Raw genomic sequence first — 15,487 nt, forward strand, 5'->3', positions numbered from 1 at the left:
AAAATCCTTTGATTTCCATGAATTTCGATAACACATTTCAGAAAAATTGTTAAATAAAAAACATCAAAGGACAACTTTGACAGTCATCCATTTGATGTTAATAAATGTTTATATAATTCTAAATGGAAATCTCCTCTTCGGCATTCGTTTCAAATTGAATTGCGGTAATGTGAACATTTACTTCGCTCGTCTCAATGGATGTCATGTTATAAATGGCTTGGCGAATGGCTGTTTGAATGTCTTTAGCTACTTTAGGAATTGAATTTCCGTATTTTATTGAACAATATACGTCAATCAGTATTTCACCATCTTCGCTGATTGTTGCTTTAACCCCTTTTGAATGTACTTTTTTCCCAAATCGTTCAGCGACTCCAGATGCAAAATTACCGCGAGTAGATGCAACACCTTCTACTTCATTCGTTGCAATCCCCGCAATCACTTCAATGACTTCTGGGGCAACCTCAATTTTCCCAAGTTCTTCTTTGCCGGAAGGAGCAGGTTGTATAAATGCTTTTGCAGACTTTTCAGCCATCTTCTTCATCCTCTCTTTTCTTTGCAAAACTGTTTATCACAGTTCTCAAATTGCACCGATTAATTATTATTATACAAAATTTTCTTCATCCCCTGTACTAAAACAAAGAATTTCACGAAATATTCTAAGCCTGTTCTTTGAAACTTTGTGCAAGCAATTCAAAGGATCTTCTTCTTTTCTCTTGATCGTAAATCGGACCATTTACCATGATTTCATCGACTGCTCTTCTCTGAGCAATAAATTCCATGATTTGTTTATAAACAGTTTCTTTGGATCCCGCAAAAGTATACTTTAATGTGTGTAAAATTTGCTTTTTCTCTTCTTCGTTCCATAATTCATCCATGTTTGTAGGTGCGGGTGTTTTTCCACGCTTTCCTCGAATCATCCCTAAAAATTGTTGGTATAATGAGCTTGCTAAAAATTCTCCTTCTTCATCAGTATCAGCAACAAAAGCATTGATGCTGACCATCGTATAAGGAGCATCTAAAAATTGTGAAGGTCTAAAATTCCGGTGATATGTATCGATTGCATCGTCTAATAAATCCGGAGCAAAGTGACTTGCAAAAGCAAAAGGTAATCCTAAAACGCCTGCGAGTCTTGCGCTATATAAACTGGAGCCTAAAAGCCATATCGGAATATTTAAGCCTTTTCCAGGCACTGCAATAACCGCACGGTGTTCATCATCAAAATAGCTCATCAATTCATCCACTAATTCATCAAATTGATATGCTCCTGCCTCATCTCTTCTTAACGCTCTCGCCGTTAACATATCCGTTCCAGGTGCTCGCCCTAGTCCTAAATCGATTCTTCCCGGAAACATGGACTCTAATGTTCCAAACTGTTCAGCTATGACGAGCGGTGCGTGGTTTGGAAGCATGATTCCTCCTGCCCCTACACGAATTTTATTCGTTGCTCCTGCTAAATAACAAATGAGAACAGCAGTTGCTGAACTTGCAATTCCTTCCATATTATGATGCTCAGCTACCCAATATCGATGATAGCCACATTTTTCTGCAAGTTGAATTAATGCGCGACTATGAAGAAAAGCATCCGCTGGAGTTTCACCTTCTAATACAGGTGCTAAATCAAGGACTGATAATTTCGGTAACATTATTTCACTCCCTTTCTCGTTAAACTTAGTATAGCGCTTTGTTAAGGAAAAAGCATAAAACACGCTTCTCCGAAAGTGGTTATTAAATAAAAAAAGAGCCTTCAAATTGAAGGCTCCGTAAGTTCAGTTAGTTTTTCACAGTTTCTTTTTTTGTATTTAATACATCATTTTCTTCAAGGAATTTTGTATTGAATTTCCCTGATTTAAACACTTCGTTGTTCATTAAAGCATGGTGGAATGGTATCGTTGTATGAATACCAGGCCCTTCAACAACAAATTCGCTCAATGCACGATTCATACGAGCGATTGCTTCTTCGCGTGTATCCGCATGTACAATTAATTTTGCAACCATTGAATCGTAGTATGGCGGAATTGTGTATCCAGGATATACTGCAGAGTCAATCCGTACTCCAGGACCACCAGGTGTAATATATGTTTCAACTGTACCAGCAGCTGGCATGAAGTTTTTGTATGCATTTTCCGCATTGATGCGGCACTCAATAGCCCAGCCTTTTAATTGAATATCTTCTTGTGTCAATGTTAATTTTTCGCCGGAAGCGATTTTGAGCTGTTGCTGAACTAAATCGACGCCAGTAACCATTTCTGTTACAGGGTGTTCTACTTGAATACGAGTATTCATTTCCATGAAGTAGAACTTGTCCTCATTATAATCATAAATAAATTCGATTGTACCAGCACCTTCATAGCCACAAGCTTTTGCTGCCTTTACAGCAGCTTCCCCCATCTCTGCACGTCTTTCTGGAGATAATGCAGGAGATGGTGCTTCCTCAACTAATTTTTGCATGCGTCGTTGTACTGTACAGTCACGTTCGCCAAGATGGATCACATTTCCATATGCATCTGCTAATACTTGGATTTCACAGTGACGGAAGAATTCGATGTATTTTTCTAAATATACACCAGGATTACCGAATGCTGCTTGAGCTTCTTTTTGAGTAATTTCAATACCTTTTACTAACTCTTCTTCTGTACGAGCAACTCGGATTCCTTTACCACCGCCACCAGCAGTCGCTTTAATAATGACTGGATAGCCAATTTCAGCTGCCCATTTTTTACCTGTTTCAATATCAGGAACAATGCCTGTACCAGGTACTAAAGGTACTCCTGCTTCTTCCATTGTCGCACGGGCAACGTCTTTCATCCCCATGATGCGAATGGATTTGGAAGAAGGACCAATGAATTTAATGCCAGCATTTTCACATGCTTCAGCAAAATCTGCATTTTCTGCTAGGAATCCATAACCTGGATGTATCCCATCGGCACCCGTTTTCTCTGCAACGCTTAACACGGCTGGAAAACTTAAATAGGAATCTTTTGATAGTTTTGGACCGATGCAATATGCTTCATCAGCAAGTTTTACATGTAAGCTATCACGATCCGCTTCAGAATATACTGCAACCGTTTGAATTCCTAATTCTTTACAAGCACGAATAATACGAACCGCAATTTCTCCGCGGTTGGCAATTAATACTTTTTTTAACATTTTGGTCACCTCTTATTCAGTAGGTTTCACTAGGAATAGTGGTTGACCGAATTCTACTAGCTGTTCATTTTTCACTAGTACTTCAACAATTTCACCTTTAACTTCTGCTTCGATTTCGTTAAATAATTTCATTGCTTCAACGATACATACAATTGTATCAGGTTCCACTTTATCCCCTACTTTAACGTAAGGAGGTGAATCAGGTGATGGTGCTGCATAGAATGTTCCTACCATCGGTGAAGTGATTTTATGTAATGTAGGATCATCTAAATTTACAGGTTTTGCTTCAGAAGTACTTGCTGCAGGTGCTGCGCTTTCAGCTTGTGGTTTTACTTCTTCAACTTTTACTTCTTCTTTTGGTTGTGCTTGTACTTGTGGTTGAGCTTGTTGTACAACAGTTTGTACCTTAGGTGCTACCACTTCTGTTACAACACCTTGATTTTTCTTTAATTTAATTTTTGCACCATCTACTTCATATAAGAATTCGTCAAGAGATGATGAATCAACTAGTTTAATAATCTCACGAAGTTCTTGTACTTTAAACAATGTAGACACCCCTTCTTTTTATTCAATACAATAATCATTTTATATCCTTTCAACAGATTTTGAAACAATATTTTTTAATTTTCTATAAAATGAGCAAAAAACAGTGCTTTCGTTACGTAAACGAAGCACTGTTCACCTTCTGTTATACAACATCGTTTCTCCAATCAAAATTATATCTCAATAATAATTAGATTGAACACTTACTGTCACATCTTGAATATCATCAATTTGTTGACGGACAACATAGATAATTTCACTCGCTTGAGCTTTCGAAATTTCATCGGATAATACTGTCACTTGTACTTTATCATCTTTTACATGTACTAATGCATCAGAATAGCCAAGGTTTTCAATTAACATTTCAAGCATAGCCTCAGCAGATTCTCTCTTAATTAACTCATTCATTTGATTATATGCTTCATTTTTTTCCTCTGCAGAATATTCACTTGAAGCAATTTTTTGTTCTAATTGCTCTCTTAATTGGCTACGTTCATTGGCAATTTCCATTCTTAAATCTTCAAATAAATGGCTTTCAGATACTGTAGGCGTTGTTAATTTTTCATCTGCATTTGTTAAAGTTGTTTCTTCAAGGGTATCATCCGTAAAAATTGTCATTAAATCCACATTACGATTTGGTTCAAATACATAATACACTGAAATGACAGCAGCTAAACTTAATAATGTTAATAGCCAAACAGTTCTTCTTTTTACTTTCATTGTTCATCTCCTTTACTTTCCATCGGTACAATCATAATTCTGTGGGTAGGCATTTGCATAACTTTACTGATCGTTTCAAGAAGTTGCCTTTGGACTTTTGGATCCTTCGCACCTTCTGAAACAATGAGCAATCCTGATACAGTAGTGGTATTGTTACTTGAACGAAAATAGTTGCTTAAAGTTCCATCCGTATTTGAAGGGTTTTCATCGTAATGAAAATAAACCTTTACTTGTCCAACGCCTTCTATTTCACTTAAAGCTTGTTCAAGTCTACCTTCTGCTGAAACAGTATCATATCGCTCACCGGATGCATCACTCGTTGCTGAAATGTACGCAATGAACGCTAGAACTGCAATAGGTATGATTAATAGATTTAACTTTGTCCATTTCTTTTCCACCTCACGTTCTTAGCGCCCCCCTTCCCTCATGTTTCAAAACATTGTATGAATGAAGTACAAGCTCTATGCTTTATAGTTTGAGAATTTCTAATAAAGTTGTAATGACAATTAATAGTGTTGCTAGTTTGACATAGACCATAATCTCTTTTTCCTCAGCCAGTAATAGCAAGCACTTTCCTATTAGTATGATGGCGATTAATTTGATCAAAAGCTTTTTCCCACCCCGAGCTGCAAAATTACCATGAAGATGAGCCAAATGAAAACGAAAGCGATTCCTAATAGGATTGCTGAAGCGCATAAGACGAGTAATGACTTTCCAATATCATCAAGGAGACCGCTAATCGTTCCACCAGAAAAGGGCTCGACGATTGCAGCTAAAATTTTAAAAGTCATTGCATGAATCAACAGCTTTCCAGCAGGATAAAACGCGGCTATCCAAAATGCAGTCATAGCACTAAATCCCGCTAAAGTAGTGGCAGCAGATTGGTACTTTTGGAAGATTGAAAAACCTTCAACGATTAGTGAACCAACAATTGGAATCGTTTGTTCAATTACTTTTTTCACAGGGCTCGCAATCGCTTTATCTACGGTAAAAAAGGCAACTCCTGCAAAAGATAAAAATGCGACCATCAACAATAACGATGCTGTAATTAATGTCATGACGGTTCCTCGTATTAAATCGGAAGCTTTTGAAAAAGACATTTCTCCAATAAATCTTGTACAAAAATCCAGTAGCAGCGCGATGACGATTCCTGGAATAAGCACTTTTTGACATAACAATATTAAAAATTCAAATATCGCGATAACAATAGGACTCCAAGCTATGAAGGAAAATACCGCATTGAGCACAACGATAATGGACATGAGAATCGGTGTGATCGATAAAAAGAATTCGGCAGCGACATTCACAACTTCACCAATTAAACCGAATGACTCCATTACGGTTTGTCCAAGTGTCAACACGAGGACAATAATAAATAATGTATCTCCCCATTTTTTAAATTGCGGTACAAAAGCTTCTAATATCAGAAATAATATGGTGTATGTGACTACGAGTACAATGGATTTACCTGCAATTTTTAATGGATCGATAAAAATGTTCAATAGTTCATCCATTATGAAAGCCCCTTATTGAAGCTTATCTAGAATTGAAGAAAAACCAGAAAGAACTTTGGCAAACTCACCAACCCAATAAGATAGTAATACGATCCGGACCGAAAACATGACGAATTCTCCCATCGTCTCATGCTCTTGTTCATCAAAAAGCATCTTAAAAAATATACCTAATTGATAAAAAAGAGCAGAATAGACAAGTTGAGGAACATATGGTACTGAATTTACATATGACAGGATTTGTCCAATTAATGGAAGTACAGATTTCGATAATAGAAAATGTAATATTATAAAAAAGAAGATGATGGCAATGAGCGAATGAAGTTTTGGGACCGTTTCTTTAATCAGTATGATAATGAGTAGTAGAATTACGGCATAAATCAAAATCGTCATATGTCAATTCGTCAACCATTGGAAAAATAGCATAATTTCACCGAAAAAAAGCCGTAAAAATCGGATTAGTTCTGCAGCCATGTATAGGTATGCGATAAAGAATATATAGAATGTAAATTCCTTCTTCCCAACTTGGTCAAAGAAAACATGTAACAGTGCAATAATTAGCCCTACTCCTGCCACCCTTAATACATCCTGTAATTCCATTTGACTCCTCCTTGTGAAAGCAATATATGAGCTTGTTCAAATAAATAGACCAAAGAACAATAAAAAAAGCGGACGTGCTTTTGACGTCCACTTAATTTTTATTGAAATTATTAGTTAGCGCGGGAAACATACGATCCATCAGAAGTGTTGATTACTAAAATATCACCTTCATTAACAAAGAATGGTACTTGTACGATAAGACCAGTTTCTAAAGTAGCTGGTTTAGAACCTCCAGAAGCAGTATCACCTTTGATACCTGGTTCAGTTTCAACTACTTTTAATTCCACAGTATTTGGAAGTTCTACCCCAAGCATTTCTCCTTGATATGACATAATGTAAACTTCCATATTTTCTTTTAAGAATTTTAATTCATAATCGATTTGATTTGCATTTAATTCGATTTGTTCATATGATTCTAAATCCATGAAAACATGGGAATCACCTTGTGCATATAAATATTGCATTTTGCGGTTTTCTACCATCGCTTTTTCAACTTTTTCACCTGCGCGGAATGTTTTTTCCGCTACGTTACCATTTCGTAAGTTACGTAATTTGGAACGAACGAACGCTGCTCCCTTACCAGGTTTTACGTGTTGGAAATCAAGTACTCGGTATAATTCTCCATCTACAATAATTGTTAGACCAGTACGAAAATCGTTAACTGAAATCATGAATATTCCTCCATCATTATAGAATAATTAAATCTTTCGTCGAATGAGTCAATCTCTCATTGCCCGTTGCTGTGATAACAATATCGTCTTCTATGCGAACTCCACCGATACCCGGCAAATAGACACCAGGTTCGACTGTCACGACCATATTAGGCTCTAATGTTTGATTATTACGATAGGAAAGAGCTGGACCTTCATGAATTTCTAAACCAATTCCGTGGCCAGTTGAATGTCCAAAAGCCTCACCATATCCTTTATCTGTTAAGTAATCTCTCGCAATTTTGTCCGCTTCGATACCAGTCATGCCTGGTTTAATTTTTTCTAAAGCTAATATTTGCGCTTCCAACACGACATTATACATTTCTACCAATTTTGTATTAGGATTACCTACCGCAATTGTACGCGTAATGTCGGAAACATACCCATTATAAACGGCACCGAAATCAAGTGTGACAAAGTCTCCTTGCTCAATGATTTTGTTTGTAGCAACACCATGAGGTAAAGCGCTTCGGAGACCACTTGCGACGATGGTATCAAAGGATGAAGACGTTGCACCTTGTTTGCGCATGAAAAATTCGAGCTCATTCGATACTTCTAGCTCTGTAACGCCAGGTTTAATAAAGTTTAAAATGTGCGAAAATGCAGCATCAGCAATTTCACATGCAACCTTTATAATCTTAATCTCTTCATCAGTCTTAATCAAGCGAATTTTTTCAATTAATCCGGATAATGGTACTAGCTCCACATTCAACAGATTTTGAAAAGATTCATATTCTCCATAAGTTACTGTATCTCTTTCAAAACCTAATGTTTTAATTTTACATTCATCAACAAGCTTCTCTACTTCTTTTAGTATGGAACCTTCCTGCTGAATAATGCGAAATTCTTTCACTTGATGATTTGCTTGCTCCGTATAGCGAAAATCAGTAATAAATACCGCATCGTTTTTTGTTACAAGGGCTGCACCGCTCGATCCTGTAAAGCCTGTCATATATCGGCGGTTGTATGGATTTGTAATAAGCAATGCGTCCACATGATGACTTTCCAATTCTTTTCGTAATTTGTCTAGTTTATTCATGGACTTTTCCTTCCTTATTTTTGTAAAAACTTTCGTAATGCCAATTCATATCCAAATGTTCCAAGACCACAAATTTGACCAACACATTCTGCCGCAAGTAGGGATTTATGACGAAATTCCTCCCTTTTATGTATGTTAGAGATATGAACTTCAATAACTGGTACGCTAATACTTGCAATGGCATCTCTAAGTGCGACGCTTGTATGCGTGTAAGCTCCCGGATTAAATACAATCCCGTTAACTCCTGTATCCTCCGCTTCATGTATCCAATCAATTAATTGCCCTTCATGATTGGATTGTTTAAATTCCAGTTCCGCATTAAATTCTTTCACCAAAGCAACGCATCTTTTTTTTACATCTTCCAAAGTTTCTAAACCGTAAATTTCTGGTTCCCTTTTACCCAGTCGATTTAAATTAGGCCCGTTTAACACTAACAACTTCATCGCCGATTCTCCTTTAAAATTAGAGGAAATTACCACTTTTTATTTTATCACAGACTCCTTATACGGCAACCTATTTCGTTCCAAATGAGCTTGATAATGGAAAGAAGCTGTTTCTATAATAAATCTGGCCATTATCACCACAATTACAATAAATGGAATGGACAGTTTTTTAAAAGAAGATAATTCTGCTGGTAAATCGTAAATAATCCATTCTGCAATAATGGCAAAAAGTCCACCTATGACAAGAGAAGTAATAAATGGAGGCACATTTTGTACATATTGCATGATCAAATAAATTACTAAATTTACGACAAAAATCAAAACCGCTAAAATAAGCCAGTTGATAAACGGATGACTACCTTCAAAAATTTCGTATTTTTTGGAAAATCCAATGGGATTCCATTGAATGAATTTGAAAAATGATAACATTTTTAAACTAACTGTAAGAAAAATCGATGCAAATAAACTAGTAATGAACGCTAAATACAACATGCCAACCACTCCTTTTTTTATATATTTTTACCAATATTGATTTTTCGTATGCGTACGCTAGTACAATTGCTGAAAATTTAGTACAATAAAAAAGTTGATAGAAAGAAATATTGTTAGAGAGTGGTGTCAGCTGTGGGCAATCAAACACCTATTTATGGAGGACAGGCGCTACTTGAAGGGGTCATGTTCGGAGGAAAAGAACATACCGTTTCCGCAATTCGCCGAAACGATCAATCCATTGAATATTACTATGCGAAAAAACCTAAAAAGCCTTGGATGCAAAAGCTTAAAAAAATTCCTTTCATCCGAGGAAATATAGCCATTATTGAATCCGCTGGAATCGGTTCTAAACATTTACAATTTGCTAGCGATCGTTACGATGTGACGCCCGGCGAAGAGGAAGATGGCCAGGAATTATCAAAGCTAGAAATGATATTCGGCGTTGCAATTGTCGGGATTCTTTCTTTTTTATTTGGTAAATTTGTCTTTACTTTAGTTCCCGTTTTTATTGCCGAATTATTTTCTCCATGGGTTTCCGGTAAATATCCACAAATCTTTTTGGAAACTGGCATTAAACTAATTTTGCTTCTGATTTATTTATATTTCATCTCGTTAACGCCTATCATTCGTCGAGTTTTTCAATACCATGGAGCCGAACATAAGGTCATTAATTGTTACGAAAACGGACTTGAATTAACAGTTGAAAATGTGCAAAAACAATCAAGATTACATTACCGTTGTGGTTCAAGCTTCATTTTATTTACGGTCATTGTCGGGATGTTCATTTACTTATTCTTCCCCGTTGATCCATTATGGTTCCGTGTGCTGATTCGTATCTTATTAATCCCTGTCGTATTAGGCGTTTCCTATGAAGTATTGCAATTTACTAATTCTTTAAGAGATATTCCAGTATTATGCTATTTAGGATATCCAGGATTATGGTTGCAGTTATTAACAACAAAAGAACCGGATGATGACATGGTAGAAGTTTCAATTGCTTCCTTTAAGAAGCTACATGAAATCGAAAACAATCCAGAAATCATCGCCCAATTGAATCACGACTAATCAATGAAAAGACGTCACAGCATATGATTGCTGGAACGTCTTTTTTTATACCAAAAAAACCAAAATATTTACTCTCCCCTACCAATTCGGTAACATTACTTTTATAAAAAAATATAGGGGATAGAGAAATGGAAATTGATGTCATAACCGTAATACTTCTTATATTTTTTGGTTTTTTAGGAGCTTTTTTAAATGCCATTGTAGGTGGCGGAGGTTTAATAACCGTACCAGCACTGATGTTTGTTGGACTCCCACCAGCTAGTGCCATCGCAACGAATAAATTAGCAGCAACGATGGGAAATTTAACAAGCACCTTAACTTTCCTAAAAGCTGGTAAAGTAGATATGAAACTGTTAGGGCCAATTGTTCCTTTCGTTTTTATCTTTTCCATGCTTGGTGCCTGGACCGTTCATTTATTGGATCCAGCAATTTTAAAACCCCTTGTGATTATCATGCTGCTTCTAGTTTTCATTTACACAGTAATAAAAAAAGACTGGGGGCAAATTGAAAAGAAAAAAGAATTGACGTGGAAACGAAAAATCGTTTTCCTTTGTTCTTTACTCGCCATCGGATTTTATGATGGTTTTTTTGGTCCAGGAACAGGTTCTTTTATCATTTTTGTATTTTTAATGATGGGTTTTGATTTTTTACAAGCATCAGGAAATGCAAAATTATTAAACTTTACTAGTAATCTTGCAGCATTAGTGATGTTTTTCGTACTCGGGGAAGTATTGTTCATCTATGGAATAATCATGGGGATTTCCATGATATGTGGTGCCTATGTAGGAACAAAGTTTGCATTAAAACAAGGAACAACTGTTGTTCGTATTCTATTTATCGTCACGACATTAATTTTACTAGCGAAAAATAGCTATGATTATTTTTTCTAATGATCGTTTGCTGATTTTCGCAAATTAGAAAATATTTAAGCCTGACCATTATTGGTCAGGCTTTTTCTTTATTTTTTATTGGTCACACACTTTTTACAGTATGACTTTGTCATAAATTATAAACCACATTTTAGTTGGGCACCACATACGGTACATGTGTTACATCCACCAATTTCTTCTACTGTTCCTTGGCGGCAAACTGGGCATGTATCTCCTACTTCGGAACCGATATTCACGTTTGTTTGTTGAAGCGGAGCAATTGTTTCTACCAATACGACTGGCTTTTCAACAGGCTCATCCTGCAATTCTTCAAATGTTAACTGCTCTTCTTGCGTCATTTCCGCTTTTAATGTTAACACTTGCGAATCACGACTACCGTCAACGTAAACCGTTCCGCCTTTTGCTCCACCTCTATATAAACGTTCATAAACTTTTTCTACTTGTTCCACCGTGTATCCTTTCGGTGCATTTACCGTTTTAGAGATAGATGAATCTACCCAACGTTGAATGATACATTGAACATCTGCGTGAGCTTCTGGCGTCAAATCCATCGCTGTTACAAACCAGTGAGGTAAGTGATGTTCACTTACTTCAGGATGCTTTTCTAAGTATTCTTGAACAATTTCTGCTTTTACTTCGATGAATTTTCCTAGGCGACCAGAACGATAATATGTGAAAGAGAAATAAGGTTCTAAACCTGTTGCAACTCCCACCATAGTACCTGTTGAACCAGTTGGAGCAACAGTTAACAGATGGGAATTTCGGATACCATATTCAAGTACCCCTTGACGAATATGTTCTGGCATGCGTTTCATGTAACCAGTATTAATGAATGCTTCACGTAAGCGTTTCGTTTCCTCTTCTGTTTCACCTACTAAGAATGGGAAGCTGCCACGTTCTTTTGCTAGTTCAATGGACGTTTCGTAAGCAGTTGTCGCAATCGTTTCGAAAACTTGATCGACAAGCTTGTTTCCTTCTTCTGAACCATATTCTTTTTCGCAGTAAATTAGTAGATCAGCTAAGCCCATTACTCCAAGACCGATACGTCGCTCACCTAGAGCTTGTCTACGGTTTTCTTCAAGGAAATACGGAGTTGCATCAATGACATTATCTTGCATGCGAACGCCAACGCGAACTGTTTCTTTTAATGCCTCAAAGTCCACTGTTTTTTCATCTTTCAATGCAAATTGAGCTAAATTCACTGCTGCTAAGTTACATACTGAATACGGTGCAAGCGGTTGCTCACCACAAGGGTTTGTCGCAACAACTTTTTGGCCATAAGCGCGGGCATTTGTCATTTCATTCGCATTATCAATGAAGAAAATACCTGGTTCTGCAGCATAAGTTGCACATATATTAATTAATTTCCAAAGTTCTCGTGCTTTAATTTTGCGATAAGTGCGCACTCCGTAACCGAGAGCTTCCCACTCGCGCACGTCACCAATTTTGTGCCATTTCTCATTGTAAATTGCCATTTCTTCCGGCGTATAGTTTTCTACATCTGGGAATCGAAGTGGGTATTCTTCGTCTTTTTCAACCGCTTCCATAAATTCATTTGTAATAGTAACAGAGATATTGGCACCTGTTAAAAAGTCTGGATTATGCACAGTGTACGTTCCGCCATCGCGAAGCTTTGTTTCCGCCTCTTTAATAATTGCTTCGCTAAATCCTCCTAAACCAGGGATGTTTTTATAGTTTAGGATTCCTTGATACATCGCTTCTTCAAGCGGCGTTAATGGTTTGAATTTTAATTTTTCTTTCGCATGGCGAACGATTGATTCATCTTCCATATTTTCAATTAAATAGCGCAAAATGCGAGGATTTTGCATTTTGGAAATGATAAATTCAACAATATCTGGATGCCAATCAGCGAGCATGATCATTTGTGCTCCCCGACGCGAACCACCTTGTTCGACAAGATGTGTAAGTTTCGCAATATCATCAAGCCATGATACAGAACCGCTTGATTTCCCATTTACTCCTCTTGCAAGCGTATTGCGAGGTCTTAGTGTTGAACCATTTGTACCAACACCGCCTCCGCGGCTCATAATTTCCATTACCTTTTTGCGATGTTCACTAATACCTTCTCGGCTATCCGGAACGAAAGGCATTACATAGCAGTTGAAGTATGTGACTTGCGTTCCTGAACCTGCACCGTATAGAACTCGTCCAGCCGGCACGAACTTTAAAGAAGCTAATTGCTCGTAAAATTTTTGGAACCATTCATTGCGTTTTTCTTCTGTTTGTTCAACAGACGATAAGCCTGTTGCATTTCGTTTCGCAATTTGTTCATAAAAAATTTCTAGAGGCTTTTCAATAACATCTAGAGAACGAACGATGATACCTGTTTCTTGTTCTTTTGGATCATCTAGTACATTTCTGTATTCTTCTTCAATTAATACTTCTGCTTTATTAGCATTCCAATCAATTGATTGGATATAACCTAATCCTCGAGCTGGAAACTTTGGATCTTCTTTAATTGTTAATACAACAAAATCTCCAGGTTTTAATGTTTTCTTTTCCGTATCCTTGAATGAGTATCGGTCAATCATGACTAATCTCGATACACCTTTATGCGTTACATGCATATCTGGAGTAATTGAATGAACTTGTGGAAATTGTTCAATATCTTTGTTTAGTTGATCAATGAGGATGGTCGTATAAGAATCTACCATTACCATCTGCCAGCCTCCCTTAGCACATATATAATTTATCTATCATTTCCCATATATAAACAATAAAACACAATATATTGTATGTCTAGTAAAATGAACATACAATATATTGTTTCGTTCTGCTACTTAGAAAAGATTACCTCATAACTAGAATCGATTCAAGGGGTTGACAAATAATAATTTCTATGAATCTTAGAAATTTCTAAGTTTGGAGCTGAATATTAAATTTTAGTCACAATTTTTGAACTATAATTTTTAATTACTTTCTGAAATTCCATTCATCATTTGCATATTTTTCTTCTTCTAATTTTCTCACATATTCCTTTTGTTCTTCTGTTAATTCATATGGAACAAGTTCAATTTGTAAAGCTTCTTCAAATCCTTTTTTGAATGCATGAATGCATTCCTCAATAGTGATGCGTCGTGTTGTTAAACGGTTAATTGCAACTGCTCTTTCCGGGAATTGTTTTCGCATCCGCTCTTTTGCCTCTTCGGAAGGGAATTTGAACAGAGACAACAGCTTGTCCTCATCGAGATCCAATAAAATCGCACCGTGCTGTAAAACGACACCCTTTTGTCTAGTTTGCGCACTTCCAGCAACTTTCTTTCCTTCTACAACGAGTTCATACCAGCTTGGAGCATCAAAACAAACTGCACTTTTTGGTTTTTTCAATGCTTCTTGTTTTTCCTCCGTATCAGGGATGCTGAAATATGCATCTAATCCTAAATTGTGGAACCCTTTTAACAAGCCTTCGCTTAAAAAACGATAAGCTTCTGTAACCGTTTCAGGCATATTTGGGTATTGTTCTGTAACGATGATGCTATATGTCAATTCGCTGTCATGAAGAACTGCTCTTCCACCAGTAGGTCTCCGAACAAAGCCAATATTTTGCGCTTTTAAAGCATCAAAATCAATGTCTCGATGTGCTCTTTGGAAATATCCAATAGAAAGGGTTGGCGGATTCCACTCGTAAAATCGAATGACTGGTGGAATTTCGCCTCTACTATGAAAATCGAGTAATGCCTCGTCTAATGCCATATTATAAGAAGGACTGCATGGTCCTGAATTAATGAAATACCATTTCGTTTTCAACTTGTTTTCCTCCTCACAACTTTTTTATTGTATCAAACTGAATGGACGAATGCCAATTTCTTATTTATAATGTTCTATGTAAATAGAAAGGAGAATTTTAGAAGTGGCGACAGTATTATATACGATTGCAACAATCCTAGGACTTATCATTATCTATGTTTTAGTAAGTTCATTCCGTTTAAAAAAATCTGTTACTAATTTGACGCAAGAAGAATTTATTAAAGGATATCGAAAAGCTCAATTAATCGATGTTCGAGAAACAAAAGAATTTGATTCTGGTCACATTTTAGGTGCACGTAATATTCCTTTTTCTCAATTGCGTCAACGTTACAAAGAAATTCGTCCAGATCTTCCTGTATATTTATATTGTCAAAATATGACAAGAAGTTCTAGGGCAGCTCTTTTCTTAAAGAAAAAAGGTTACAATCAATTGTATCAACTTCAAGGCGGTTTCAAAACTTGGACTGGTAAAATTAAAACAAAAAATTAGTTTACCTGTTGAAATTCCTATATTTAAAGAAATGACATGATTACGCCAACAATATTTATGATATTTTAC

General features: G+C 36.5%; 18 protein-coding genes. 3 read left to right on the forward strand and 15 right to left on the reverse strand.

The features are described 5' to 3' along the window. Positions 1-118 precede the first annotated feature (118 nt). The 13 genes from NSQ18_RS00460 to NSQ18_RS00520 all read right to left on the reverse strand — a co-directional run bounded on the left by NSQ18_RS00460 (position 119) and on the right by NSQ18_RS00520 (position 9,205). Complete coding sequence (locus NSQ18_RS00460; protein WP_016837746.1) at positions 119-532, reverse strand: Asp23/Gls24 family envelope stress response protein; 414 nt, start codon at positions 530-532, stop codon at positions 119-121. A 124-nt stretch (positions 533-656) separates the two neighbouring features. Continuing rightward, on the reverse strand, positions 657-1,643 hold the full coding sequence (locus NSQ18_RS00465; RefSeq protein ID WP_016837745.1) for an LLM class flavin-dependent oxidoreductase: 987 nt from the start codon (positions 1,641-1,643) through the stop codon (positions 657-659). Positions 1,644-1,770: 127 nt separating this feature from the next. After that, a complete protein-coding gene (accC, locus tag NSQ18_RS00470) occupies positions 1,771-3,147 on the reverse strand; it encodes an acetyl-CoA carboxylase biotin carboxylase subunit (protein WP_016837744.1) in 1,377 nt (458 codons plus the stop codon). A 12-nt stretch (positions 3,148-3,159) separates the two neighbouring features. After that, a complete protein-coding gene (gene accB, locus NSQ18_RS00475) occupies positions 3,160-3,693 on the reverse strand; it encodes an acetyl-CoA carboxylase biotin carboxyl carrier protein (RefSeq protein ID WP_016837743.1) in 534 nt (177 codons plus the stop codon). Positions 3,694-3,870: 177 nt separating this feature from the next. After that, positions 3,871-4,410: a SpoIIIAH-like family protein gene (locus NSQ18_RS00480; protein ID WP_016837742.1), complete on the reverse strand. Its 540-nt coding sequence runs from the start codon at positions 4,408-4,410 to the stop codon at positions 3,871-3,873. Continuing rightward, on the reverse strand, positions 4,407-4,808 hold the full coding sequence (locus NSQ18_RS00485) for a hypothetical protein (protein ID WP_016837741.1): 402 nt from the start codon (positions 4,806-4,808) through the stop codon (positions 4,407-4,409). Before NSQ18_RS00485 ends, NSQ18_RS00480 begins: the two co-directional genes overlap by 4 nt. A gap of 204 nt (positions 4,809-5,012) precedes the next feature. Further along, a complete protein-coding gene (locus NSQ18_RS00490; protein WP_016837739.1) occupies positions 5,013-5,924 on the reverse strand; it encodes a hypothetical protein in 912 nt (303 codons plus the stop codon). A 12-nt stretch (positions 5,925-5,936) separates the two neighbouring features. Then, complete coding sequence (locus NSQ18_RS00495; RefSeq protein ID WP_016837738.1) at positions 5,937-6,314, reverse strand: hypothetical protein; 378 nt, start codon at positions 6,312-6,314, stop codon at positions 5,937-5,939. A 3-nt stretch (positions 6,315-6,317) separates the two neighbouring features. Further along, the gene (locus NSQ18_RS00500; RefSeq protein ID WP_016837737.1) at positions 6,318-6,521 is read right to left on the reverse strand and encodes a hypothetical protein; all 204 of its coding nucleotides are present in this window, start codon (positions 6,519-6,521) and stop codon (positions 6,318-6,320) included. Between the two features lie 110 nt (positions 6,522-6,631). Further along, positions 6,632-7,192, reverse strand: a complete 561-nt coding sequence (gene efp / locus NSQ18_RS00505) for an elongation factor P (protein ID WP_016837736.1) — start codon at positions 7,190-7,192, stop codon at positions 6,632-6,634. A gap of 16 nt (positions 7,193-7,208) precedes the next feature. Beyond that, the gene (locus NSQ18_RS00510; protein ID WP_339288570.1) at positions 7,209-8,270 is read right to left on the reverse strand and encodes a Xaa-Pro peptidase family protein; all 1,062 of its coding nucleotides are present in this window, start codon (positions 8,268-8,270) and stop codon (positions 7,209-7,211) included. Positions 8,271-8,284: 14 nt separating this feature from the next. After that, on the reverse strand, positions 8,285-8,713 hold the full coding sequence (aroQ, locus tag NSQ18_RS00515) for a type II 3-dehydroquinate dehydratase (RefSeq protein WP_096550960.1): 429 nt from the start codon (positions 8,711-8,713) through the stop codon (positions 8,285-8,287). A 39-nt stretch (positions 8,714-8,752) separates the two neighbouring features. Beyond that, positions 8,753-9,205: a hypothetical protein gene (locus tag NSQ18_RS00520; protein ID WP_339288573.1), complete on the reverse strand. Its 453-nt coding sequence runs from the start codon at positions 9,203-9,205 to the stop codon at positions 8,753-8,755. Between the two features lie 132 nt (positions 9,206-9,337). Here NSQ18_RS00520 and NSQ18_RS00525 point away from each other — a divergent pair, with 132 nt between their 5' ends. Both NSQ18_RS00525 and NSQ18_RS00530 read left to right on the forward strand, forming a co-directional pair. Further along, positions 9,338-10,270 carry a DUF1385 domain-containing protein gene (locus tag NSQ18_RS00525; RefSeq protein ID WP_339288575.1) on the forward strand — a complete coding sequence of 311 codons (933 nt, stop codon included), beginning with the start codon at positions 9,338-9,340 and terminating at the stop codon, positions 10,268-10,270. Positions 10,271-10,398: 128 nt separating this feature from the next. Next, positions 10,399-11,160, forward strand: a complete 762-nt coding sequence (locus NSQ18_RS00530; RefSeq protein WP_339288577.1) for a TSUP family transporter — start codon at positions 10,399-10,401, stop codon at positions 11,158-11,160. Positions 11,161-11,276: 116 nt separating this feature from the next. Here NSQ18_RS00530 and NSQ18_RS00535 read toward each other — a convergent pair whose 3' ends face one another. Continuing rightward, entirely contained in the window at positions 11,277-13,841 is a 2,565-nt protein-coding gene (locus NSQ18_RS00535; protein ID WP_016837730.1) for a vitamin B12-dependent ribonucleotide reductase, read from the reverse strand. Between the two features lie 253 nt (positions 13,842-14,094). Beyond that, positions 14,095-14,874: a biotin/lipoate A/B protein ligase family protein gene (locus NSQ18_RS00540; protein ID WP_339289555.1), complete on the reverse strand. Its 780-nt coding sequence runs from the start codon at positions 14,872-14,874 to the stop codon at positions 14,095-14,097. Positions 14,875-15,031: 157 nt separating this feature from the next. On the opposite strand from NSQ18_RS00540, the gene NSQ18_RS00545 reads away from it, so the two are divergent. Next, on the forward strand, positions 15,032-15,418 hold the full coding sequence (locus NSQ18_RS00545) for a rhodanese-like domain-containing protein (protein WP_016837728.1): 387 nt from the start codon (positions 15,032-15,034) through the stop codon (positions 15,416-15,418). Positions 15,419-15,487: the final 69 nt, after the last annotated feature.

The organism is Ureibacillus sp. FSL K6-0786, assembly GCF_037965165.1.
Taxonomy (GTDB): domain Bacteria; phylum Bacillota; class Bacilli; order Bacillales_A; family Planococcaceae; genus Ureibacillus; species Ureibacillus thermosphaericus.